Here is a 21157-nt window from a genome sequence, read left to right as displayed (position 1 = left end):
GCTGTTTCAGCCTTCCGTGGAACCCGGTCTCACGTCCGGGGGCCAAACGCAAAAACGCCGGAGCAATGCCCCGGCGTTTTCAACAATCTGGATCGGACCAGGCTTATTCTGAAGCCGCGTCGTCCTTTTTGGCAGCCTTCTTCTTGGCAGGCGCCTTTTTCTTTGCCGCAGGCTTTTCCGAAGCCTCGGCTTCGTCATCGGCCATCAGCTCGTCCTTGGTCACCGACTTGTCCGTCACATCAATAACGGTCATCAGGTGGTCAATGGTCTTTTCTTCAAAGATTGGAGCACGCAGCGAGGCGACAGCGCCGGGAGTCTTCTGGAAATATTCGTAGATTTCCTGTTCCTGGCCCGGGAACTTGCGAACCTGTTCGAACAGCGAGCGCTGCAGTTCTTCGTCGCTGACCTGAATGCCGGCTTCTTCACCGACCTTCGACAGCACCAGCCCGAGACGAACGCGGCGTTCGGCAAGAGTACGATACTCTTCGCGAGCGGCTTCCTCGGTGGTGTCCTCGTCAGCAAAGGTCTTGCCGTTATCCGACAGTTCCTGATTGATCTGACGCCAGATGCTTTCGAACTCTGCGTCGACCAGCTTTGAAGGTGTGTCGAACTTGTGCGCTTCATCAAGCTGGTCAAGGATCTGACGCTTCAGCTTCTGGCGTGTCACCTGACCATACTGATCTTCGATCTGCGAGCGGACGATTTCGCGCAGCTTGTCGGCTGAATCAAGGCCCAGCGTCTTTGCCAGCTCGTCATTGATTTCCAGCGCGCCCGGTGCGGCAATCGCCTTTACCGTGATGTCGAAGGTGGCTTCCTTGCCGGCAAGATGGGCAGCCTGATAGTCGGCCGGGAATGTGACCGTGATCACCTTCTCGTCGCCTTCCTTGAGGCCGATCAGCTGCTCTTCGAAACCTGGAATGAACCGGTTCGAGCCGATGACCAGCTCGGCGTCCTGATCTGCTCCACCTTCGAAAGGCTCGCCATCGACCTTGCCAAGGTAATCGATCGTCACCTTGTCACCATCGGCCGCCTTGCCCTTCTTGGGCTCGAATGTGCGGCTGTTTTCAGCAACGCGAAGCACCTGCTCTTCGACTTCCTCGGCAGGCACGTCGACAACTTCACGGACAACCTTGACGTTAGACATGTCAGCGATGTCGAAAGCCGGGATCACTTCATAAGCCATGGTGAATTCGAAATCGGCCGCTCCGCTAAGGATCTGATCGGCTTCCTTCTCGTCTTCGGTCATCGTGATCTCAGGCTGTGTGGCGGATCGTTCGCCACGCTCGGCCAGAATCGACGCCGGCTTTTCCTGGATCATTTCATTGACCAGCTGCGCCATGATCGATTTGCCATACACCTTCTTGAGGTGCGAGAGCGGCACTTTGCCGGGGCGGAAACCGTTGATCCGCATCTTGCCCTTGGCTTCGGCAAGCTTCTCATTGAGCTGCGATGCCATTTCCGCAACGGGAACGACAATCTTCAATTCGCGCTTCAGCCCTTCGGCAAGCGTTTCAGTAACCTGCATGTTCAAACCTTCATTTCCTCGCGACTGCGACCGTTCGGGTTGGCCCCGCGACTGGGCCGGTTTTCCGGCGTCGCTTGTGGCTTTCTTCATTGTAAGCCCCAGACCGGATCAACCGACTGAACGCCCTTCGTGCTCGCCCTGCCATCCAATGCCATGTGGCAATCGGACCGGACTGTAATTTGGTGCGGGTAGAGAGACTTGAACTCCCACGCCTTACGGCACCAGAACCTAAATCTGGCGTGTCTACCAATTTCACCATACCCGCTCTTAGGGCCGCAAAACCACGCTCGCGCGAGGCGACCCTGAACGCGGTCGCTCTATATCACCCGTTTGGCAGCGATCAAAGGAAAAATCACCTTATGCCTCACGGTTTTTAGCTCCCTGTACGCTGTAGCGCCAATTTGAAGCCGGCTATTCAGTAAAGTGGCTCATTATAAAGTGTCTCGCCGTCGATCATCAGCCTGGCGATTTGCGGCTCGCCATCCTTCGACACACGAATTGCAACGGTCGTCCGGCGGGCGTTCCGCGCCTTCTCGATCTCGAGCCCCTCGCCCTCCGGAACATAATAGCGCTCGATGCCGAAACGCAACGACAGGCTCCTACTCCCTGACCGCGGATGATCAACACCGTAAAGCATCACCGGCCTGCTTTTGAGATAAACCGCATTCGGGTTCGCCGGCGAGGGTCTTTCCAGGCTGACCGATTTGACCTCGGCCAATCCATCTTCTCCGGGCTCAAGCGTCAGCCACAGCGGCCCATAGCTGTTCTTCTCCGGCCAGCTCTCACTAAGAAGTGCACTTTCCACCAACGAGATGCCTTCATATTGCAGCCTGACATAATCACCGCGCATCAGGTCACGCGGGTCGACCGGAGCCGTCTTCAGAATGATCTCGGCACCATCACGCAGGATCGCGGCTCGCTGCCCGATCATTAACATAAGAGTGCCTAACAGCACCACTGCGCAAACAATGGCGGCAATCACCGGACTGAGTTGACGGCGAAGCGTCTGATCCAGGCCGATCATGAGGGCTCCCCCACTGTCTTGAACCGTTTTTCAATTTTCATCACCGCGAAGGCGATGACTGCCAGCACCAGGCCGCCCAGAAAAAGGAAACCGGAACTGCCTAACAGCGAGCCAAGGGTTTCGCCTACTACGTAGATTGTCTCGCAGGCAAAGGCGAAATAGGCAAAGCGGCGAATCAAACGGTTTTCCCGACCGGCAATGGCGAGAATGGCGACACTGACCAGAAGTATGAAACCTGCGAACGCCATTTCAGCCGCAAGACTGGTCGTCACGAGATCGATCTGGATCAGACCAACGCCACCAAGAAACAGCACTGCGCCATAGGCTGACACAACCCCATGACGTTCAAGGGCGTTCGCGATAGCCGGCGGGACCTTCGATCCAATGGCGAACGCAACGGCACCCGTCACGGCAAGAATGTAGCCGGGATCGACATCTGTCGTTTCATCAACAACCCACATCACCCAGCCGACAAGCATCAGCGCGCACAGGTGCCCGGCGATTATTGATCGCGTTCGCCCCGCCGACACCCCGATCAGGACCACTACGGAAAGAGCCGTCGCATAGGCCGAAATATCGAACACATCTGCATAGCCTGATCCAAAAAGCGACGATTCGGCGATAAGATATCCAATGCCCAAAAGCCCCGCACTGATCGCCGCCGTTGCCGATGAAAATGCCAGTGAAACGACCAGCGCGCCGATGGTCCAGGCCAACATGAAGGCCGTTTCATCGCCACTGAGATGATACATTTGACCAACCAGCGCTATCCCTGCCCCATAACAAAGCAGCGTGAACACAAGCGCTGCCTCCAGGATCCAGTATGCGTTTTTGCGCAAAGCCAGCGCCGCAGCCGTCAAACCTCCGGCTATGAAGACAAAAATCATCAGCACCCGCGCCGGTCGGGCAATGCCTTCCCAGTTCGCAGCAATCAGCGCTATCACCGCGGCACCCAGCAGGACCGCAGCAAGAACAGCCAGAACGCTGGAGAGGCTGAAACCGGTGTGGCGACGATCATGATCTGACAGCAGAACGTCACCCTGCCCGGGCTTCAGCAACCCTGCCTTCGTCCACTGGTCAATCTCTCGGGCCAGGTATCTACGGAACATGAAACGATTCTTCCTTGAACGAGCCAGTTTGCAGATTACATCAACCGCGCGAGCCAACAACGGCGACATAACGAGCAGTTTGCCTCCAATCATGCTTGCGTTGCACAGCTATCAGGCAAAATTCAGAAGAATACACCCCAGCTATGCGTTTCCGGAATAGCTTCCATGAGAATATTGCACTGCACAAATCGATTGAATGCCCCTATATTCAAAACATCGGAACGCCACGGTGGTGAACCGGACAACGGCAGCAAAGAGGACGATCTTCGATGAAACTGATCCACTCCTATACCAGCTGGCGGAAATATCGCGAAACATGCGTCGAGCTGAACAGGCTTTCTGAGCGCGAGTTGAGTGACATCGGCATGACACGGGGCGACATCCCATTCGCCGCTCGGCGCGCCTTGTAAGAGTTTATAGAATTCGGAGCGGCCTCCTCCTCCTCCCAAAAAGCCGCTTCGATGTGACTGGTGTTCATCCTCCTCCCGAGCATCAGTCTCCCAAAATGACGCTCACCGGATCCTCCTCCCCCGGTGAGCGTTATTTTTTGGGCTTTGTCCATCGATCATGGACACCTCCGGGATGGAAATCACCAAAACCATTTGTGCTCTGCCATAGCGTCGCCGCTCATCAGGACGACCGCAAAGCATCAAACCTGCAGACCTTTGCAAATCCGAGACCCTTAGCAAGGATTCGTTAAGGCGCGTTGCGCAAATCGCATGGCTCCTTTGCAATTTATTGCACTGCACAAATCGATTGTAGGCACCTATATCAGGATCAACGAAACACGGCGCACTGATCAGATTTCAGCGCCCCAATGAGAGGACTACACCATGAACTTCCGTAAGGCTTACAAAGACTGGCGCGACTACCGCAACACCGTCAACGAACTGTCGCGCATGTCAGAACGCGAACTCAATGACCTGGGTATCTCGCGCGGCGACATCCCGTTCGTTGCTCGCCGTCCCGGCCAGTAAGACACAAGACAAAAAATACTGCCCGGCCAATCGACCGGTCATTCAAACGGCGCCCTGGAAACAGGGCGCTGTTTCTGTTTCTGGCTTTCGATGACGGTAGAGGTGAGTAGCCCGGCCGACGATCATTTTACCGCCCCGCCCATGCTTAAATAATCAGCACAGACAAATATTGATATTTTGATAATCCAGCCATTCCGGGCGCGCATATCTGGTCTGTGAATATTGCTCTGCACAATTGAGTGGCAATCGCCTATATGAAGGGCATCAGATTGAGTAAAACGACATCACCGCCCGGGACGGGCGCACCGAAGGAAAACGACGATGAAATTCTTCAGCAAAGCACGCACCTGGATGAAGACCCGCCAGACTGCACAGGAGCTCGCAAACCTCTCCAACGAAACCCTGGCTGACATCGGCCTGACCCGTTTCGACATCGACAACGTGGCTCGCGGCCTTCGTACCCGCTAATCACTTTTGTCATGACCGTTCGTTACGGCGTCCCTCGGGGCGCCGTTTTCGTTTGTGGTCTCACACAAAACATCTTTGAGACGGGATCGCGCCCGTGGTAAACGGACGTTATGACCAAGACCAATTATTCCAACTCCCCCATCCATGTCATCGGCGGCGGCCTCGCAGGCTCCGAAGCAGCCTGGCAGATCGCCCGGCGCGGCTTGCCTGTGGTCCTGCACGAGATGCGACCGGTGCGTGGCACTGAAGCCCACAAGACCGACAGTCTCGCCGAACTGGTGTGCTCGAATTCCTTCCGTTCGGATGACGCGGAAAACAATGCGGTCGGCGTCATTCACGCTGAAATGCGTTTGGCAGGCTCGCTCATCATGTCCTGCGCCGACAGCCACCAGGTTCCGGCCGGCGGTGCGCTCGCTGTTGACCGTGAGGGCTTTGCCCAGTCCGTAACCGATGCGATTGAAGCCGAGCCGCTGATCACCATTTCGCGCGAGGAAGTCACCGGGCTTCCTCCGGCAGAATGGGGGCAGACCATCATCGCCACAGGTCCGCTGACCGCTCCAGGGCTTGCAGAGGCCATCAGCGCGGAGACCGGGCAGGATGCGCTCGCCTTTTTCGACGCCATCGCCCCGATCATTCATACCGACTCGATCGACATGTCGATCTGCTGGTTCCAGTCGCGCTATGACAAGGTCGGCCCCGGCGGCACCGGCAAGGACTACATCAACTGCCCGATGGACAAGGATCAGTACGAGGCCTTTGTCGACGCGCTGATTGCCGGCGACACAACCGGCTTCAAGGAATGGGAAGGAACGCCCTATTTCGATGGCTGCCTGCCAATCGAGATCATGGCCGAACGTGGACGCGAAACCTTGCGTCACGGCCCTATGAAGCCGATGGGCCTGACCAATGCCCACCAGCCCGACATCAAGGCTTACGCCGTGGTCCAGCTGCGCCAGGACAATGCGCTCGGCACACTTTACAACATGGTCGGCTTCCAGACGAAATTGAAATACGGCGCCCAGGCCGACATCATCCGGATGATTCCCGGCCTGCAGGATGCAGAATTTGCACGGCTCGGCGGCCTTCACCGCAACACCTATCTGAATTCACCAAAATTCCTTGATGGAACGCTGCACCTCAAGAGCAGGCCAGGCCTCAGGTTTGCCGGACAGATCACTGGCTGCGAAGGCTATGTCGAAAGTGCCGCGATGGGCCTTCTCGCCGGACGCTTTGCTGCAGCAGAAAGCCTCGGCGAAGACCTCGCGCCGCCACCGTTGACCTCGGCGTTCGGAGCGCTGCTCAATCACATTACCGGTGGTCACATCCTGAGCAACGATGAACCAGGCAAACGCTCGTTCCAGCCCATGAACGTCAATTTCGGCCTGTTCCCGCCGCTTGAGCCCGGTGCCATCATCCGCCCAGAAGGCGGCGGTCGGTTCCGCGGCAAGGACAAGGCAAAGGCAAAGAAACAGGCCATGGCACGCAGGGCGCTTGGTGATTTTGCCATGTGGCTGGGAGAGACCGAAGTTCAGCAGGCTGCTGAATAAGGACGCCAATCCGGTCGAATCGATCTAGTGCTTGAGCTCAGGCGTCTCCGTCGCCGCCCGGTTTTTCGAATTCCGGGCTGGCCAGTGCAAAACTGCCGCAGAGCCAGAGCGAAACCTCGGCTGCGTCTTCAGCCGAATCAAACACATAGTCTCCGCCCTTGAGCGATGATTCATGGAACTCGATCCGCAAGCCCGGCGGATTTTCAATCGGCTGCACGCCTACATCGCCAGGCAGAATCAGACGCGCCACATTGTGACGGCCCATGTTCTGAATGAAGCCGGTCTTGCCGTCGGCAAGCCTCAGGAAGCTTGCATTGCCGTCCTTGGTGATGGTCACCGAGCGGATCGCTTCGCCCGGATAGGCGCGGGCGAACTCCAGGATAACTTCGCCATGATCGCGACCGTTCTTCTGGCGGGACCTACCGGTATATTGAATCAGGCCAATCACCAGTATGACCGCAAAGGCGGCGATAACAATCAAGGCTCCAAGATGCATCTGTTCCTCCGACTGACGTAGATCCCGACCGCGTCAACGTTGTGTGATTATGCCGCGCATGCTGCGGACCTGCAGCAACGCACCACAACAGGCTTGCGCGAAGCCGTTTTGGATGCGCCAGGCAACCTGTACGGACATGAATATATCAGATAGTGCCGCGACGTGCCGCTCGCCACAGCTGAAGCTGTCTGCGCCATTGCGGCAGACGAACCGAAGTCGTGAAGCAATCAGCGCCAATCTTCTCGGCACGCTTGAGAACCGGTTCGACAAGCGCAACCGGGAGATAGGCCGGCATGACCACACTTGGAACCTGTTGATAGGCTGATCGCGCCTTGTCCAGATGCTCACGGCCAAACCCGGCAAAGGCACGCACCGCAACAGCCATCCGTTCAGGGCTGTCATTGGCCAGCACACCAGTCCGGTCGAGACCGGTGGCAGAGAGCAGATCTCCGGGAATAAACACCTGGCCCCTGGCTTGCGAGATCGGCAGCAGCATCAGATGCCCGGCAACCGCCTGAGCGACACCTGCATGCCCGCTGGCTGTGGCAGTCGTCGAAGACGCTGCCGGAACGATCAGGAACGCCGACATCTGCAAGAGCGATGACGCTGTCTCGCCAGCATAGCCCTCGTAGCTTGTCCGGTCCGGCATCGGATCGTCATAGAGATCAAAGACCCGCGCGTCGCACATGGCAAGCAGCGGATCAACCGGCATCGCGCGGCGCTCAATCACCTCAACCAGAAGCGACGCCACCGGATGGGCTCTCGCCTCCTCGTTCCGCTCTCCCGACAGCACATCCCGCCACCACTGAAGCCGCACTTCTCCCGGAAGCGGTTCACGAACCCTGTCGCGAATGGCCGCGATTTCGGCATTGAACAGAAACAGTGCGAGAAGATCGTCTCTCACGCCCTCCGGCATCAGCAGGAGCGCCAGATAGCGATCCATGTCCGCTTCGCGCAGGGCGGCAAGCAATTGTGAGCGGGTGTCTACAGTCAGCGTGGCTGAAACCGTCATCACGCTCAGACGGCGATCAGGGCGGCAGCAACAGCCCGGGATTCGGCGAGCATCACATTGTAGGTTCGCACTGCAGCTCCGGTGCTCATCGGGTCCGAAGACACATTTGCAGCCCGCAATGCCGCTTTGAGATCGGCGGGCAGCGGCCGGATCGACATGCCGGTGCCGACCAGCAGGAACTCGATATCCTTGGTTTCAGCCAGAACGCGCTGAAACAGGTCCATTGTCAGCGGCTGATCATCGATGACATCCCAGCCATGCACGCCTGAAGGCAGGCACAGGATCGAGCCGCGGTGCGACATGTCCGCGAATCGGAACCCGCCATTGCCATAAGCATCAATGGGGGCCCGACCGGGAAAATGTGCAGCGCGGATTTCGATGCCTGAGGCCATGCGTCAGGCCCTGCTCTGGTCCGCACCCTCGGGCGCAACTTCCGCGTCGTCCTCGGTGTCCATTCCAACACGGAAAGTGGCCGCGCGGAGCTTGAACAGGATCAGAACCGGTGCCGCAATGAAGATCGATGAATAGGTGCCGACCACCACACCGAAGATCATGGCGAACGTGAACGACCGGATGACCTCTCCACCAAAGATGAACAGGGCGAGAAGTGCCAGAAGCGTTGTCAACGATGTCAGAATGGTCCGTGGCAACATCTGGTTGATCGACAGATCAAGCAGACCCGTCAGCGGCATCTTCTTGTATCGCCTGAGGTTCTCGCGAACACGGTCGTAGACCACAACCGTATCGTTGAGCGAGTAGCCGACGATTGTCAGCACCGCCGCAATACTCGAGAGGTTGAACTCGATTCCCGACACCACGAAAATGCCGATCGTCAGCACCACGTCATGCACGGTTGCGATAATCGCACCAAGCGCGAACTGCCATTCGAACCGGAACCAGATATAGACCAGGATAGCCAGCAACGAGGCAATGACCGCAATGGTGCCGGCCTGAGCCAATTCACCCGAAACAGTAGGCCCGACAACTTCGACACGGCGGATATCGTAGTCGCCTTCGAGTTCACCGCGCACCAGCGTGATAACGGTTTGCTCGGCATTCTCGCCACCGCCCTGAGCCTGCACCCGGATCAGGACTTCACGTGGAGACCCGAATTCCTGCGCCTGGATGTCACCAAGATTGAGTTCCGACAGCCGCGCACGAATATCGCCGACGTCGGCGTTTCCGTCCTTGGCCTGAACCTCGATCATCGATCCGCCCTTGAAATCGATGCCGTAATTCATGTTGATCGTGGCAAACAGGCCCATCGCGGCCAGTGACAGGATCGCCGAGGCCACGAAAGTGAACCGGCGCAGCTTCATGAAGCGGAAGTTGAAATCACGAATGATCGCATCAAGCGCGCCCTTCGGCATGGACTTGGGGCGCCTGCGACGAACCCATTCCGCCACCATCCAGCGTGTGAAGGTGAATGCGGTGAACACCGTGGTGGCAATACCGACAGCAAGCGTCACGGCAAAGCCACGGACCGGACCGGTGCCGAGATAAAACAGAATGACGGCCGCAATCAGCGTGGTCACGTTGGCATCAAGAATGGTGGCAAAAGCCTTGCTGAAACCGGCATCAATCGCCTGGATCAGAGAACGTCCTGACCGGTGCTCCTCACGAATGCGCTCGTAGATCAGTACGTTGGAGTCGACCGCCATCCCGACAGTCAGCACGATGCCGGCAATGCCGGGCAAAGTCAGTGTTGCCCCCAGAAGCGTGAGAACCGCAATGATCATGATCACGTTTGCGATCAGCGCCAGATTGGCGATGAAGCCGAGCATGCCGTAGGCCACGAACATGAACACCAGAACCAATATCGCGCCGATGATGCCGGCAATTTCGCCCGCAGCAACCGAGTCCGCGCCAAGGCCGGGACCGACCGTACGTTCTTCAATCACTGTCAATGTGGCCGGCAAAGCGCCCGCGCGCAGCAGGATCGCAAGATCGTTGGCACTCTGAACATCGAAATTGCCGGAAATCTGACCTGTGCCACCAAGAATGGGTTCACGGATAACAGGTGCCGAGACAACCTGCTCATCCAGCACGATGGCAAAAGGCAAGCCGACATTCTGCGTGGTCGCCTGGCCGAAACGCTGTCCACCCTTGGAATCAAACCTGAAACTGACAATCGGTTCATTGGTGCGCTGATCATAGCCGGCCTGTGCATCGACGAGATTTTCGCCCGACACCAGAACCGAGCGCTGAACCAGATAAGGCACCGGCGGATCATCGGTTGTATAAAGAACTTCGGAGTTTGCCGGCGGACGCCCCTGAATGGCTTCCTGCACCGGCATGGTCGTATCCACCATACGGAAGGCGAGCTTTGCGGTCTGGTTGAGAAGGTTTTTCAACCGCTCCGGGTCATCAAGCCCGGGAACCTGAACCAGAATACGATCAACACCCTGCCGCTGGATGATCGGCTCGGTCGTTCCCAGTTCGTCAATACGCTTGCGCACCACCTCGATTGATTGCGCCACGGCCGACGAGACACGATAGGTGATACCGTCGTCGGTCAGGAGTATGCGCAATTGACCCGGTTGGGTCTCCTCGATGGTCGCTTCCGACACCGTCCCGCCGCCAAACAGCCCTGAATTGACCGGCTGCGAAAGCTCGTCAAGAATTGTCTTGGCTTCCTCGACCTTTGCCTCATCGCGAATGCGGACCTGAACCATCTGGCCGGTGCCTGACAATCCCGTGTACCCAATCCCCGCCTCGCGCAACAGACGCCGCACATCATCAACCGATGTAGTCAACCGGTCCTTGATAATGTCCTGACGGTCCACCTGCAGAAGCATGTAGGAACCGCCCTGCAAATCGAGCCCGAGGGTCATTTTCTTCGAAGGCGCCCAGTCCGGCAGGTTATCTGCCTGCTGTTGGCTCAGAAGGTTCGGGAACGCGAACACCACGCTGGCAAACACAGCAAGCCAGATGAGAGTGGTCTTCCAACGGGAGAAATAAAGCATGGGGCTCTCGGTTCATCCTCGGGGACGAAAAAGGGTGAGGTGATAAGGAACGCAAAAACGCGGACAGGCGCTATGTCCTGTCCGCAGTTTGCGGCTATTCCTTGACAGGCTCGCCCTTGACGCGAACATCGGCAATCAGGCTGCGAACCAGGCGAACCTTGACGCCATCGGCAATCTCTACTTCCAGTTCGGCGTCGTCGATCACCTTGGTGACCTTTGCAATCATGCCGCCACCCGTCACGACCTGATCACCACGCCTCACGTTCTTGAGCATTTCCTCGCGCTTTTTCATCTGGGTCCGCTGCGGACGGATGATGAGGAAATACATGATCACGAAGATCAGCAGGAAGGGCAGGATCGACATCAGGATCTCGCTGCCGCCGCCACCAAATGGGGACTGGGCATAGGCCGGGGTAACAAACATGAAAAACTCCTTGAAGATATGGCGTAGGGCCCGTCACCAGGCCTCCAGCATTCGAGCGGAATATAGTGGCAAGATAGGCGATTGCAACGCAAACATGGGCTCTGCCCACCTGAAATCCTGCCCAAAACCGCTTTTCGGCATCTGCACGCCGTGCTACCCGCATCTGGAGACGCTGCGCCCGGTTGATTTTCCGTCGGCGCGGAGGAAAATCAACCTTACGGGGCCACGAACTGAGCCATGCACGTGTCGTTCAATGTGCCCGCCTCATCACGCCCCATCGATCAGGTGACGGGATAACCGAATGCAAGACGAAACCGCCCAACACATTCTCGCAGAACTCACCCGGCTTGCCCGGGCCGTGGAATCACTGGCGCCCAAAGCCCGCGCAGAAAATGACTTCGATGCTGCCGATTGTTTTGTCTGGAACGCGGACGAGCACCATCTTGCACCGGTCGGAAAACCAAACCGGATCGGCATAGACCTGATCAAGGGCGTCGATCACGTGCGCGATATCCTGGTCGACAACACCCGCCGCTTCGCCCGCGGCCTGCCAGCCAACAATGTTCTGTTGTGGGGCGCGCGCGGCATGGGCAAATCATCCCTGGTCAAATCTGCGCACGCGGAACTGGCCGCCGAAGCAGAGACGATCGCACCGTTGAAACTGATCGAAATCCACCGCGAGGACATCAATTCGCTGCCCGAACTGATGGCGATCCTCAGACCGGCGCATTCACGCTTCATCCTGTTCTGTGATGATTTGTCTTTCGACCATGATGACACCGCCTACAAATCCCTCAAGGCGGCGCTCGACGGCGGCATTGAAGGCAGACCAGAAAACGTGGTGCTTTACGCAACATCAAACCGGCGCCACCTGCTGCCGCGCGACATGATCGAAAACGAGCGCTCCACGGCGATCAATCCGAGTGAATCGGTGGAGGAGAAAGTCTCGCTGTCCGATCGCTTCGGATTGTGGCTTGGATTCCACAAATGCTCTCAGGACGAGTACCTTGAGATGATCTCTGGATATGCCGAGCACTTCGAACTGAAAATCGCACCGGACGAATTGCAAGCACAGGCGCTCGAATGGTCAACCACCCGTGGCGCCCGCTCAGGCCGCGTCGCCTGGCAATTTATCCAGGATCTCGCTGGACGCAGCGGCCACAAGCTTTAATCAGCTATCAATGCTGAAACCGAAAAAGGCCGACACTGATGAAGTGCCGGCCTTTTCCGCTTTCGCCTGGAGGGGCGTTTACTCGAGATATTTTGTCGGATCGACCGGCGATGCGTTCTTGCGCACTTCAAAGTGCAGCCGCGGTGTCTTTGCTACGCCGGTCATTCCGGAACTTGCAATCACCTGACCGCGCGCCACCTTGTCGCCGCGATTGACATTGAGCTTGTCGGCATGGGCGTAGACCGTGACCAGGCCGTCGTCGTGCCGGATCAGAACAGTCTTTCCGTATTCCTTCAGGCCATCGCCGGAGTAGATGACAACGCCATTCTCGGCAGCCTTGACCGGCGTTCCAGTCGGCATTGAAATATCGATACCGTCATTGCGCTTGCCGTTCTCTGTCTTGGCAAAGCCGGTAATAACCTGTCCGCGTGCCGGCCAACGAAACTTGTCGATCCCCGTAGCGGCTGGTGCAACAGAAGCGGTGTCGCCCTTGGTCTTTGCTGCAACACTGTCCCCAGCCACATTCACCGGCGGCGTATAGGCCTTGGGTGACGACGAGTTATTGACCGAAGCGGTCGAAGACGGGTTGAGTTTCGATCCAGCCGCCCCAGGAATGGTCAGTGTCTGCCCAATCCTGATGTTGGATGCCGTCAGATCATTGGCCGATTTCAACGTATCAACGCTGACACCATGATTGCGGGCGATCTTGCTCAGCGTATCCCCGCTCTTGACGACATAAACGCCGCTGGCGCCCTCGCCTGAGCTAGATGCCGTCCCCGAAACAGCGCCATTGGCGACAGAAGCACTGCCGGGGTTCCGCAATGAAGGCGCACTTGGCAGCACCGCCACCTCGCGAACGGGCGCTTGTCCCGGCACGGGCAACCTGTCGTGCTTGACCTCGCCAACCTGACCGGAGCTCGAATTGGCGGACCGTGTCTTGGGGTTGTTGTCAGGAGCAGAAACCGGCGCCTGGCGCGAATAGACATAGATCGGAATCAGCAACTGCTTTCCGCTCGACACCCGCGAGGCATCGGCAATGCCGTTCGCCTTCATGATTTCGCTCGCAGGAACACCGTAGCGCTTGGAAAGATTGTAGATCGTCTCGCCTTCACCAAGCGTGATGCGTGTTGCACCTGTGGTGGTCCAGCCTGCGCTCTGAGGCGCTGTACCAGTGACGATCGGATCAGGTGCCAGTACGGGCTCAGCGTCCTTGAAACGTGCACTCACCGGCACTGCCGACGACAATTGCTGCGGCCGTTCCGGAAAAGCCTGCGACTGCGGGGCCTGGGCCACTGGACGGTTCATTGGCTCCATGACCGGCTGGGCCGATGGCAGTGCCTTGCGTGCAACCGTCGCTCCGCCGTTGTTGATCAGATTGGAAGAGGACGACGCTGACCGCGCAACAGAACCCGGTATGGAACCGGTCGACGTGGGGTCATATCCCTGCGGCGACGAGCGGTAATCTCCCGGGAAGGCCTGCGAAACCGAAGACGGGGCCTGAGGGAAACCTCGCTGGTTTGAGCTTGCCGCCTGCGGATAGGCTTGAGCTTGAGGATAGCCCTGCGGGAGCTGATTGCCGCCCACAGCAGCCATCGGCGCCAGCCTGTCGGAAGATGGCTGCGGCACAGAAGCCGTCGTCAACCCGTCGGTATTTTGATAGGAAAAACGGCTGGCATCCGAACTGCACGCTGCAGCGGAGCCCGCCAAGAGCGCAACACCGAGCAAACGAGTTACCGATGTGCCGGAAACGACAGTCTGTCTGAGACGCATAACACTACCCAATCAACGCAAAACCAATTGTGATGATTAAAGCGCGTTAGTGTTACTCATCGGTTAAGGCCGGGGGAATTGGCCGCTTTTGTGGCAATTTCCAGCCTAAAGCGCCGCAGCTATACCCGGGATGAAGGCTCGGTAAGGAACCTCAAACAGATCTTCGCGTTCAAAACGGCTGCCAATTTTCGTCAGCCGAGCCATTTTTGCCCGGCCGCCTTCCTGCAGGATTGGCGCCAGCATCACGCCGCCGGATCCAAGCTGGTCGACAAACTGGCGCGGGTTGCCGTCAAAAGCGCAGGTTGCGATGATCCGGTCGAAGCTGCCCTCCCCGTTCATGCCCTTGAGCCCGTCTGCCTGCCGCGACACGACATTGCCGAGCCCGAGGTGGCCAAAGCGCTGCTGCGCAAGCTGGACAAGTGTCTTGTACCGGTCGATCGTCACCACCCGCTCGGCCAGCCGGGCCGCAACCGCCGCCAGAAAACCACTCCCGGTACCCAGATCAAGAACACGGTGACCAGGCTCGATGCTCAAGGCTGCAAGCAGCCTTGCAACAAGATCAGCACTCTCGGCAAAACCACCACAGTCGATCGGCACAAGCCGATCCTGATAGGCGGCATCGGAGTAGGCGGCCGACAGGAAAACGGTTCGCGGCGTTTGCTCAAGTGCTGTCAACAGCGCCTTGTCTGCCAGCCCCTCCGCCCTGAGACGCAGAAAAAGTCCGGCGAAGCCCTCTTTTTCCGCCAGCCGCACGTTCATCGGTCAGTCTTCCAGTGCTTTGCTGATCTGCTCCTGGACCGCATGATTGGTCAAATCCAACTTCAACGGTGTCACCGAAATATATCCGTTGGAAATGGCCTTGATGTCACTGTTGGCTTCCGGAGAAAAATCACGGCGGCCGAACTTCAGCCAGAAATAGGGAAAGCCGCGCCCGTCGTGGCGTTCCTCGATCGAAAGCCCGTGTGTCATCTGCCCCTGATCGGTCACGACAACGCCCTTGACCTCATCGACCGGGCAATTGGGGAAATTGACATTGAGCAGCGTGCCCGCGGGAAGGTCTATCTCGACAAGCTTCTTGAGCAAATCAGGCGCAAGCGCCTCAACCACATCCCAGGGCACAATCCTGCCGTTTACAAAATTATAGGCCTGACTGATGGCGATCGACCGGACACCCAGCAGCGTGCCTTCCATCGCACCTGCCACCGTGCCCGAATAGGTCACGTCATCGGCAACATTCTGCCCCGAATTCACCCCCGAAAGCACCAGATCCGGTGCCTTGTCCATCAGGCTCTTGATCGCCATGATGACGCAGTCCGTCGGCGTCCCGCGCAGGGCATAGGTCTTTTCGCGAACCTTTCGCAGCCGAAGTGGCTCAGACAAGGTGAGAGAATGTGCCAGACCGCTCTGATCGGTTTCAGGCGCGACAATCCAGACATCGTCTGAAAGCGTCCGTGCGATGCGCTCAAGCACCTCCAGCCCCTCGGCGTGGATGCCGTCGTCATTGGTGATGAGAATACGCATTGCCTGCTCTCCTGAAATAAATGCGTTACGCCGCCTTTTCGATTTTCGTGATCCCGCCCATGTAGGGCCGAAGCACGTCGGGCACGGTAATGGACCCGTCGGCGTTCTGATAATTTTCCATGACTGCAATCAGTGCGCGGCCAACCGCCACGCCGGACCCGTTCAGGGTATGAACAAAGCGCGTGTTCTTGTCTCCCGCCTTGCGGCAGCGTGCATTCATCCGGCGCGCCTGGAAATCACCGCACACGGAACAGGACGAAATCTCGCGATAGGCTTCCTGCCCCGGCAGCCACACTTCGATGTCATATGTCTTGCGCGCGCCAAACCCCATGTCGCCTGTGCAAAGCACGATGGTGCGGAAATGAAGGCCCAAACCCTTGAGCACGGCTTCGGCACTCGCGGTCATCCGCTCATGCTCGTCAAGCGAGGTTTCCGGAGTGGTCACTGAGACCAGTTCAACCTTGGTGAACTGATGCTGACGCAGCATCCCGCGGGTATCGCGGCCGGCAGAACCGGCTTCAGAGCGGAAGCAGGCCGTTTGCGCCACATAGCGTTTGGGCAATTCTTCTTCCGGAATGATTTCGCCCGCAGCCATATAGGTCAGTGGCACTTCCGCAGTTGGGATCAGCCAACGGCCATCCGTGGTGCGGAAAAGATCGTCGTCAAATTTGGGCAGCTTGTCTGTGCCGTAAGCCGCAGCGTCATTGACCATGAGTGGCGGATTGACCTCGGTATAGCCATGCTCACCGGTATGAAGATCAAGCATGTACTGGCCAAGCGCGCGTTCGAGCCGCGCCAGCCCACCTGACAGGATGGTGAACCGTGAGCCAGACATTTTGGCCGCACGTTCGAAGTCCATCATCCCCAACGCTTCGCCGAGTTCAAAGTGTTCTTTAGTCTCGAAACCGAGATCCGGCTTGGAGCCCGACACCCGAACCTCCACGTTATCGCTCTCGTCCTTGCCGACCGGCACTTCATCAAGCGGGATATTGGGCAGCACTGACAAGGCATGCTTGAGCGCTTCGTCAAGCTCGCGCTCTTTCGCCTCGCCGGCCTGAAGCTCGTCCTTGATGGTCGCAACTTCAGCTTTCAGACTGTCAGCTCCAGCCTGGTCCTTTGCGGCCATCGCCTTGCCGATTTCCTTGGAAGCCGCATTGCGGCGCTCCTGCAAGGCCTGAAGCGCACCCACATGACTGCGGCGCGCTTCATCAAGCGCAATCAGCTGTGCCGACTGCGCTGCCGCTCCGCGCTTTGCAAGCGCCGCGTCAAGAGCTTCAGGGTTCTCACGTATCCATTTGATGTCAAGCATGGCAGGTTCCGGTACTCGATTGGCAGCGCCAAACCCGCAACCGTGCCGTCAGACGGCACGGCACAACATCAATCCGGAGCTCAGGCGTCCCCTTCGGGATCAGAGGCTGCCGCCGATGCTTCATCGGCTTCCGCCATGGCCGCTCTCGCGGCGCGCTGGCGCTCCACGAGTCGGGCGCAATAGATGGCAATCTCGTAAAGAAGGATGGTTGGCAGCGCAAGCCCGATCTGGGAGACCGGATCGGGTGGTGTCAGCACGGCTGCGGCGATGAAGGCTGCAACGATGGCATATTTTCGCTTGTCCGCGAGGCCTTGGCTGGAAACCAGTCCCACCCTCGCCAACAGCGTGGTCACCACAGGCAGCTGGAACACCAGACCAAAGGCAAAGATCAGTGTCATGATCAGCCCGAGATACTCGGACACCTTGGGCAGCAGCATGATCGACGCTTCACCGGTACCGCCTGTCTGTTCCATCGACAGGAAGAACCACATCACCATCGGGGTGAAAAAGAAGTAGACCAGCGCCGCACCGAGCATGAACAAGAGAGGCGAGGCAACAAGGAACGGGAGAAAGGCTCCGCGCTCGTTCTTGTAAAGCCCCGGCGCCACGAACTTGTAGACCTGAGCCGCGATCACTGGGAACGCCAGCACCAGGCCGCCAAACATGCCGATCTTGATCTGCGTGAAGAAGAACTCCTGCGGCGCGGTGTAGATCAACTCGATCTTGCGATCCGTCATGCCGGCCCAATGGACGGCCCATGTAAATGGCAGGACCAGAAGATTGAACAGCGGTTTCGCAAACGAGAAACACAACAGAAATGCCACGAAGAAGGCACCAATAGCCCACATAAGCCGATTGCGCAGCTCCAGCAGGTGCGTCAGAAGCGGCTGCGGCTTGTCATCGATGTCGTCGGTCACGCCTGGCCCTCGCCTTGCTTAGGTTTTTTGGCGCGAGGCGCACTTTTGGCCGACGCCGGCTTTGCAGGCGCCTTTGGCTTGGAACTTGATGCTGTTGTGGCTTTTGCGGCAGATTTTGAAGCCGCAGGCTTGGCTGCGGCAGGTTTCGCAGCGGCAGACTTTGGCGCCGCTGCAGCCTTTGAAGCTGCCGGTGTTGATGCGGCTGGTTTTGTCTTTGCGGAAGCCTGTGCCTTGCCGGCCTTGCTTGCTTTGGCCGCGGCCGGCTTTGAACCGGTCGTGTCAGCGACCGCTGGCTTGGCTTCAGTCTTGTCCGAAGCGTCAGCCGTTTTTGCCACTGGCACTTCCGCCTTGAAATCAGGCGGTCCATCAGAAAGCTTCATCGTCGGCTCAGGAGCAGCCATCTTCGGCGGCTCTTCCGCCGGCGAAGATGGAGTCTTTACCGATTTTTCCAGATCCGACTTGATGTCCCTCGCCGTATCCTTGAGCGGATTTACGGCATCGCGAATGCTCTGCATCGGATTGAGCTTGCGGGCGCTGTCAAACGTCTTCTTGACGTCGTCCAGTTCCGCCTCACGCAACGCATCATCGAACTGACCGCGAAACTCCGAAGCCATGGCTCGAAGTTTCTTGGTTGTTCGCCCGAAGGCACGCAGCATGGGTGGCAGGTCCTTGGGACCAACCACGACAATCAGCACAATGGCGACGACCAGAAGCTCTGGCCAACCGATGTCGAACATTCAGACGTCTCCTCACCCGTCAGGGTAACGGGATTGGGATGTCAGCCGCGATCCTTGGCTTCTTCAGCCTTGCTTTCGACTGTCTTTGTTTCGACAGGAGCGGATTCATCCTCGCCCATGCCCTTCTTGAAGCTCTTGATTCCCTTGGCAACGTCGCCCATCAGTTCCGGAATCTTGCCGCGACCGAAAAGAAGCAGAACGACGACCAGAACGATTAGCCAATGCCAAATGCTGAATGAACCCATGATACTCTCCTGTATGCACCTACCCTGATTTAGGGTGTTTATCCGTTTCTTTCAAACACCAAAATGTCACGCGCGTTGACAGTTACCGAAACATCACGGACTCCAGCCCTCAATTGACCTGCGCGAATGCGCGCGTCAATCGGGTTTTCGCCACCCGCAACCACAACTGTCACCAATTCCTCCACACCGAGAAATCTCCGCGCCACAATCCGTGCCGACACACCACAAGGCGTTTCCGTAACTTCAACGCCCGGAAGCCTTATTGCAATCGAGACGTTAGCACCATCTCTAAAACCCTGCGCCTCGACCGGCCCCAGCGGGGTTTGCGCATATTCGCCGGAAACGGTGCTCTCAAACACATTGATTTCCGAGAAGAAACCAGCGGCAAAAAGATTGGCTGGCCGGTGATAGAGATCTTCAGCCGTACCGACCTGCTCAAGCGCACCATCCTTCAGCAAGGCAATCCTGTCGCCCATCCGCATGGCTTCCTCGGCGTCGTGAGTCACCACAATGGCTGTGGCCCGCGCCTCGCGCAAAATTGCCAGCGTTTCAGCCCTGACGCTGTCCTTCAACCGGGAATCAAGACCGGAAAACGGCTCATCCATCAACAGCACCGCGGGACGCGGCGCCAGTGCACGGGCAAGCGCCACGCGCTGCTGTTCGCCGCCTGAAAGCGAATGAGGATAGTTTTGGGCGTAGTGCACCATACCGACACGGTCGAGCGCTGCCAGCGCTTCCCGCTTGGCATCAGAAGATGACAGGGCCGTCAGACCGAACCGGACATTGTCGATGATCGTCAGATGCGGAAACAGCGCAAAATCCTGAAACATCAGGCCGATGCCGCGGCGCTCGGGCGGCAGGTTGATGTCAGGCCCGGCAATCTCGCGGTCATTGAGCAGCAGCCGACCACTACCCAAAGGCTCGATCCCAGCAGCAATCCGCAAAAGCGTTGTTTTCCCGGAACCCGACGGACCAAGCAGGCACAAGACCTCGCCCGGCTCCGCTGCGAGCGTTACGCCCCGCAGCGTTGGTTGATCGCCATAGGCATGGTGAACATCTTCAAATGCAAGTCGCGCGGCGAAGGTGACACCGGCAGTCCTGCGTGCGATCGCCGTTCTTGTCTGCTGTGTAACGATGGTCGGAACCCTTGTAGTCGACATCAACTGTCCCGGAGCACTCCGGAACCGGATGCTTAGTCCTCCGCTTCACCCATCGGAGTCAAGAGACCAAGCTCTTCCAGGTCAAGTTGGGTGATAGGATCCTCGTCATCGCCAAAATCGTCGCCGGAGGATGGAATTGGCGCTTGAAAGTTCGATGGAACCCGGCCGGAGAGCAGACCTGCCCCTTTTAGCTCATCCATTCCTGGCAAGTCACGCAGGTCTTCAAGGCCAAAATGATCGAGAAACGCCATCGTCGTTCCATAGGTCACCGGGCGCCCCGGCGACCTTCTCCGGCCCCGCATGCGCACCCAGCCGGTTTCCAGAAGCACATCAAGCGTGCCCTTGGAGGTGGCCACGCCGCGAACATCTTCGATTTCCGCCCGCGTCACCGGCTGATGATAGGCGATGGTCGACAGCACCTCCAGGCCCGCGCGCGAGAGTTTCTTGACTTCGGTCTCGTCGCGCCGGATCAGAAAGCCCAGATCGGCAGCCGTACGGAACGCCCAGGCATCGCCGATACGAACCAGATTGATGCCGCGCGAGGCATAGCGCTCGGCCAGTCGCTCCATCACCACCCTGACAGACGTGTTTTCCGGAAGCTTGCCCGAGATCAGTTTTTCCGCGACCGGTTCGCTGGACGCAAACACAAGCGCTTCGGCAATGCGTTCAGCCTCGTGCAGAGCACGCTCCCTGAGAGCATCCAGAGCATCCGACCCCATCTCGTTGTCCTCTGCATCATCCGCGTCCGCCTCAAGGGCAAAAGCGGCACTGTGGCTCGG

22 protein-coding genes and 1 tRNA gene are annotated in these 21157 nt (G+C 58.1%); 5 read left to right on the top strand and 18 right to left on the bottom strand.

The features are described from left to right. Positions 1 to 103 precede the first annotated feature (103 nt). The 4 genes from tig to WNZ14_RS13225 all read right to left on the bottom strand — a co-directional run bounded on the left by tig (position 104) and on the right by WNZ14_RS13225 (position 3658). Positions 104 to 1525, bottom strand: coding sequence for a trigger factor (tig, locus tag WNZ14_RS13240; protein ID WP_342869117.1), 1422 nt, complete (start codon positions 1523 to 1525; stop codon positions 104 to 106). Between the two features lie 180 nt (positions 1526 to 1705). Next, positions 1706 to 1790: transfer RNA gene (locus WNZ14_RS13235), tRNA-Leu, on the bottom strand. Between the two features lie 150 nt (positions 1791 to 1940). Next, complete coding sequence (locus WNZ14_RS13230) at positions 1941 to 2549, bottom strand: GDYXXLXY domain-containing protein (RefSeq protein ID WP_342869116.1); 609 nt, start codon at positions 2547 to 2549, stop codon at positions 1941 to 1943. Continuing rightward, the gene (locus WNZ14_RS13225) at positions 2546 to 3658 is read right to left on the bottom strand and encodes a DUF2157 domain-containing protein (RefSeq protein ID WP_342869115.1); all 1113 of its coding nucleotides are present in this window, start codon (positions 3656 to 3658) and stop codon (positions 2546 to 2548) included. Before WNZ14_RS13225 ends, WNZ14_RS13230 begins: the two co-directional genes overlap by 4 nt. Before the next feature lie 269 nt (positions 3659 to 3927). Between WNZ14_RS13225 and WNZ14_RS13220 the strand changes: the two genes are divergently transcribed. The 4 genes from WNZ14_RS13220 (at position 3928) to trmFO (ending at position 6650) form a co-directional block, all read left to right on the top strand. Next, positions 3928 to 4068 carry a DUF1127 domain-containing protein gene (locus WNZ14_RS13220; protein WP_342869114.1) on the top strand — a complete coding sequence of 47 codons (141 nt, stop codon included), beginning with the start codon at positions 3928 to 3930 and terminating at the stop codon, positions 4066 to 4068. Positions 4069 to 4491: 423 nt separating this feature from the next. Next, complete coding sequence (locus tag WNZ14_RS13215; protein ID WP_290772570.1) at positions 4492 to 4635, top strand: DUF1127 domain-containing protein; 144 nt, start codon at positions 4492 to 4494, stop codon at positions 4633 to 4635. Between the two features lie 321 nt (positions 4636 to 4956). Continuing rightward, positions 4957 to 5103 (top strand): DUF1127 domain-containing protein, encoded by a 147-nt coding sequence (locus WNZ14_RS13210; RefSeq protein WP_342869113.1) that lies wholly within the window; start codon positions 4957 to 4959, stop codon positions 5101 to 5103. A gap of 110 nt (positions 5104 to 5213) precedes the next feature. Next, positions 5214 to 6650, top strand: coding sequence for a methylenetetrahydrofolate--tRNA-(uracil(54)-C(5))-methyltransferase (FADH(2)-oxidizing) TrmFO (gene trmFO / locus WNZ14_RS13205; protein ID WP_342869112.1), 1437 nt, complete (start codon positions 5214 to 5216; stop codon positions 6648 to 6650). Between the two features lie 37 nt (positions 6651 to 6687). Here the strand turns inward: trmFO and WNZ14_RS13200 are convergent, their stop codons facing one another. The 5 genes from WNZ14_RS13200 to yajC form a co-directional block, all read right to left on the bottom strand. After that, positions 6688 to 7146 (bottom strand): hypothetical protein, encoded by a 459-nt coding sequence (locus tag WNZ14_RS13200; protein WP_342869111.1) that lies wholly within the window; start codon positions 7144 to 7146, stop codon positions 6688 to 6690. A gap of 145 nt (positions 7147 to 7291) precedes the next feature. Further along, positions 7292 to 8158 (bottom strand): phytoene/squalene synthase family protein, encoded by an 867-nt coding sequence (locus WNZ14_RS13195; protein WP_342869110.1) that lies wholly within the window; start codon positions 8156 to 8158, stop codon positions 7292 to 7294. 5 nt (positions 8159 to 8163) lie between these two features. Next, positions 8164 to 8550 (bottom strand): Mth938-like domain-containing protein, encoded by a 387-nt coding sequence (locus WNZ14_RS13190; RefSeq protein WP_342869109.1) that lies wholly within the window; start codon positions 8548 to 8550, stop codon positions 8164 to 8166. A gap of 3 nt (positions 8551 to 8553) precedes the next feature. Then, positions 8554 to 11124, bottom strand: a complete 2571-nt coding sequence (gene secDF, locus WNZ14_RS13185; RefSeq protein ID WP_342869108.1) for a protein translocase subunit SecDF — start codon at positions 11122 to 11124, stop codon at positions 8554 to 8556. Between the two features lie 94 nt (positions 11125 to 11218). Beyond that, on the bottom strand, positions 11219 to 11548 hold the full coding sequence (gene yajC, locus WNZ14_RS13180) for a preprotein translocase subunit YajC (RefSeq protein WP_342869107.1): 330 nt from the start codon (positions 11546 to 11548) through the stop codon (positions 11219 to 11221). 301 nt (positions 11549 to 11849) lie between these two features. Here yajC and WNZ14_RS13175 point away from each other — a divergent pair, with 301 nt between their 5' ends. Beyond that, a complete protein-coding gene (locus WNZ14_RS13175; protein WP_342869106.1) occupies positions 11850 to 12719 on the top strand; it encodes an ATP-binding protein in 870 nt (289 codons plus the stop codon). Between the two features lie 78 nt (positions 12720 to 12797). On the opposite strand, the gene WNZ14_RS13170 is transcribed toward WNZ14_RS13175, so the two are convergent. The 9 genes from WNZ14_RS13170 to scpB form a co-directional block, all read right to left on the bottom strand. Beyond that, the gene (locus WNZ14_RS13170) at positions 12798 to 14489 is read right to left on the bottom strand and encodes a peptidoglycan DD-metalloendopeptidase family protein (protein ID WP_342869105.1); all 1692 of its coding nucleotides are present in this window, start codon (positions 14487 to 14489) and stop codon (positions 12798 to 12800) included. 105 nt (positions 14490 to 14594) lie between these two features. After that, on the bottom strand, positions 14595 to 15248 hold the full coding sequence (locus WNZ14_RS13165) for a protein-L-isoaspartate(D-aspartate) O-methyltransferase (protein ID WP_342869104.1): 654 nt from the start codon (positions 15246 to 15248) through the stop codon (positions 14595 to 14597). A 3-nt stretch (positions 15249 to 15251) separates the two neighbouring features. Further along, positions 15252 to 16010 (bottom strand): 5'/3'-nucleotidase SurE, encoded by a 759-nt coding sequence (surE, locus tag WNZ14_RS13160; protein WP_342869103.1) that lies wholly within the window; start codon positions 16008 to 16010, stop codon positions 15252 to 15254. Between the two features lie 25 nt (positions 16011 to 16035). Then, on the bottom strand, positions 16036 to 17319 hold the full coding sequence (gene serS, locus WNZ14_RS13155) for a serine--tRNA ligase (RefSeq protein ID WP_342869102.1): 1284 nt from the start codon (positions 17317 to 17319) through the stop codon (positions 16036 to 16038). An 80-nt stretch (positions 17320 to 17399) separates the two neighbouring features. Next, the gene (gene tatC / locus WNZ14_RS13150) at positions 17400 to 18236 is read right to left on the bottom strand and encodes a twin-arginine translocase subunit TatC (protein WP_342869101.1); all 837 of its coding nucleotides are present in this window, start codon (positions 18234 to 18236) and stop codon (positions 17400 to 17402) included. Continuing rightward, entirely contained in the window at positions 18233 to 18973 is a 741-nt protein-coding gene (gene tatB / locus WNZ14_RS13145; RefSeq protein WP_342869100.1) for a Sec-independent protein translocase protein TatB, read from the bottom strand. The genes tatC and tatB overlap by 4 nt, the downstream gene beginning before the upstream one ends. Positions 18974 to 19014: 41 nt before the next feature. Further along, positions 19015 to 19218, bottom strand: coding sequence for a twin-arginine translocase TatA/TatE family subunit (locus WNZ14_RS13140; RefSeq protein WP_342869099.1), 204 nt, complete (start codon positions 19216 to 19218; stop codon positions 19015 to 19017). Positions 19219 to 19256: 38 nt separating this feature from the next. After that, on the bottom strand, positions 19257 to 20378 hold the full coding sequence (locus WNZ14_RS13135) for an ABC transporter ATP-binding protein (RefSeq protein WP_342869098.1): 1122 nt from the start codon (positions 20376 to 20378) through the stop codon (positions 19257 to 19259). Positions 20379 to 20410: 32 nt separating this feature from the next. Continuing rightward, positions 20411 to 21097, bottom strand: coding sequence for an SMC-Scp complex subunit ScpB (scpB, locus tag WNZ14_RS13130; protein WP_342870229.1), 687 nt, complete (start codon positions 21095 to 21097; stop codon positions 20411 to 20413). Positions 21098 to 21157 lie beyond the last annotated feature (60 nt).

The organism is Hoeflea sp. AS60, assembly GCF_038900115.1.
Taxonomy (GTDB): Bacteria; Pseudomonadota; Alphaproteobacteria; order Rhizobiales; family Rhizobiaceae; genus Hoeflea.
Note: the sequence above shows the minus strand (reverse complement) of the source record. Positions and strands in the feature narration are given on the sequence as shown.